Annotated in this window: 3 protein-coding genes; 1 reads left to right on the top strand and 2 read right to left on the bottom strand. The window is 64.6% G+C overall.

Translation table 11 applies throughout. From position 1 onward, the window contains the following. Positions 1-22: 22 nt before the first annotated feature. Positions 23-937, bottom strand: coding sequence for an SMP-30/gluconolactonase/LRE family protein (locus tag ABW137_RS16870; RefSeq protein ID WP_526401972.1), 915 nt, complete (start codon positions 935-937; stop codon positions 23-25). Between the two features lie 2 nt (positions 938-939). Next, a complete protein-coding gene (locus tag ABW137_RS16865; RefSeq protein ID WP_526401970.1) occupies positions 940-1,953 on the bottom strand; it encodes an LLM class flavin-dependent oxidoreductase in 1,014 nt (337 codons plus the stop codon). 146 nt (positions 1,954-2,099) lie between these two features. Between ABW137_RS16865 and ABW137_RS16860 the strand changes: the two genes are divergently transcribed. Continuing rightward, a complete protein-coding gene (locus tag ABW137_RS16860; RefSeq protein WP_526401968.1) occupies positions 2,100-2,789 on the top strand; it encodes a TetR/AcrR family transcriptional regulator in 690 nt (229 codons plus the stop codon). The last annotated feature ends 106 nt before the right edge of the window (positions 2,790-2,895 follow it).

Here is a 2,895-nt window from a genome sequence, read left to right as displayed (position 1 = left end):
CGCGACGGGTTCTCGCCGAAGCTCAGGGTGTTCCCGCGTGCGGTGTGGCGGTGCGGATCGCGATCAAGCTTCCTTCGCGCGCATTCTTCCGGGCTTCCTCGTGAAAGTCGGGTGCAGTACAGGCGAACAGTGTCCGTCCGTCGGAACCGCCGAGTATGCACGCGAAAACCCCAGTGCCAGTGGGTACCTCGTCGATTACGTGGCCTCCTTCGCGGACGTGCAGTAGCCGATTCCCCAGCGCGTCGGCGATCCACAGTGCACCGTCGGCGTCGAGGCCGCAGCCGTCGGGAGCGACGGAGATCTGTCCGAGCACCAGTTCGAGGTCGCGATCGGTGGGCCGGGGGCCGAACTGCGCCCAGACCCGTCGGTTGTCGAGTGCGCCGTCCGCGCCGATGTCGAACGCGGTCACGCAATTGCCGAAGGTCTCGTTGACGAGTAGCACGCCCGAGTCGGTTATCACACTTCCATTGGGAAAGAGCATGTCATGTGCGACGGTCGTGACGGACCCATCGGGATCGACGCGCAGCAGAACCGCTGGTTCCAACGGGGCGCCACCCATGAGGTCGAATCCGAATTCGCCGACGAACGCGCGGCCTTGAGCATCGACCACCATGTCGTTGGGGTGTCCTGAGACGTGATCCGACAGGTCGGCGTGCGTCACCAGTTCGCCGTTGGCTTCTCGGCGAAGGATCCTGGCATCTCGCATGGAGACCACCAGTAAGCGTCCGTCGGGGAGCCAGCCTAAGCCTGAGGGCTGTGTTGGTACGTGTGCTTCGACGCGTAGGTCCGAACCGTCTTCTGCGGCCGACAGGACGCGATGGGTGTAGAAATCGACGAACCAGATACGCCCGTTATGCCATCGCGGGCCCTCCAGGTACGCGAATCCGTCTGCGATGGTGGAGATTTCGAAGTTCGTGGTGGTTTCGTCGGTTTCCATCGTTACCCTCGACTCATGCTCGGTGTGATGGCGTCGGCCGCATCGAAGAATCTTTCCAGTTCACGCCCCACTTCGGGACCGCAGGGTTGGAAGACGATCTCGGTGACGCCTTTGGCTTGGTAGGTGTCGAGTCTGCGACGAATCTCGTCACGGGTTCCGGTCAGGGTCACCTCTCGGACCGTGCTGCTCCCCCCGGCGTGCCACGCAGCGGAGTCGGCGGCGTTGAGCTGCACGCAGTGCTCTGCGTGGATGGCGAGGTGGCGTTGGTGCTCCGGGACTTGTTCGACGACCGCGAGCCACTCCTGTCCGCCGGGCAGCGCGCGAACCGCTTCGGGTCCGCCGAACTCGTACGCGCCGTGCAAGGACAGTGCCCAGCCGGGGCCGGCCGCGGCCCGTCCGTGCTCAGAGCTTTCGCTTTCGTCGTCGTCGAGAACGGTGCCCCACTCCAGGAGGGCGACGTGCTCGTGCTCGGATATGAAGTCAGGAAGCTGCAGGGTGACGAACAGTCCGTCGCCCTGTTCGCGTGCGACGGCGTTTCCTTTGGGTCCTAGCGCACCGACGTACACCGGAACGTCGATGGGGCGGGCCGGCGCGTGGCCGTCCGGGTGCAGCATCTGCATGTGCGCGCCCTCCCACTCCGCGACGTCGCCACGCAGAAGGGATCGGTACACCCGGATATACGACGCCATGTACGCCCAGGTGATCGCGCGATAGCCCATTGCCCGGCGGCCGGTGAACCCGGTGCCGAACGCAACGGCGACTCGGCCCGGTGCGAGTGCGGCGAGGGTGGCCGTCGCCGCGGCGTTGACCATGGGGTGGCGCAGACTCGGAACCAGCACTCCCGGGCCGAGGCCGATCTTCTCGGTGCGCTCGGCGGCCAGGGCCAGAGTCATCCATACGTCGGGGCTCTGCTGTGGAGTGTCGTACACCCAGGCGCGGTGATAGCCGAGTTGTTCGGCCAGCGCGATGTGTTTCGGGGACTCGAGGGCGGTGGGGAACGCGCACGAGACCAACATTTCTTCTCCTCGCCGTCGGGTAGATCAGAGAATGCAAACGCTCTGAACTGGCTGAATGACTAAGCGCACAGTCAGTATGTGATGTACGTTACATACTGATTGCGTACCCGACAAGGCGTTCGCGAAAGAAGCAGGAAAGGCGCAGCGTGAACAAGAGGGGTCAGCTGTCGTTCGTCGAGGATGTGTCGACGGATCTCTGGGGCAGTGGTTTCGGCGAGGTCGCGCGACGGCTCTTGACCGCCGGGGTCGGATGCTTTGCCACTGCTGGATTCATGGCCACCACGACGCGCGACATCACTGCGGGCGCTGGAGTGTCGCCGGCTGCCCTGTACGTCCACTTTCCATCTAAGGAAGCGGTCTTGTTCGAGATAGTGCTTGCCGCGCACCGCGACTCTCTACGCGTGGTGCGCGAGGTCGAGGTTTGCGGCGACCCTGCCGACTACCTTCGCACTTTGGTGAGCCACTTCGTCGCTTGGCATGCGCGGTACCACGTTGCGGGTCGAGTGAGTCAATACGAGCTGTCGGCGCTCTCGGCGGAGCACTTCGACGTCATCGTCGGTCTTCGTCATCGAACTATCGAGGTGTTCCATCAGGCCATCGCCCGAGGACGCGGCGTAGGGGCATTCCCCGTGGTCGACGAACATCGGGTAGTACGCGCCATCGTGTCCCTGGGGGTCGACCTGGTGCGCTGGTATCGCGACGACGGTGCCGATTCGCCGGCCGAACTCGGCGAGTTCTACGGCGAGCTCGCGCTGGGAATGGTGCAGGCGGCGGGGGCAAGGGCTCGGCCACCCGGTGATCTACTCGCGGGTGGCGCTCAAGCCGCCAATGAGTAGGACCACAACGTCGGTGAGGGCAACCTGGTGTACTGGGAGGCCACGGGCAACCCTCATGGTCGGCCGGTACTGGTGGTGCACGGTGGACCTGGATCTGGCAGACCAC

The organism is Mycobacterium sp. (genome assembly GCF_040509115.1).
Taxonomy (GTDB): Bacteria; Actinomycetota; Actinomycetes; order Mycobacteriales; family Mycobacteriaceae; genus Mycobacterium.
Note: the sequence above shows the minus strand (reverse complement) of the source record. Positions and strands in the feature narration are given on the sequence as shown.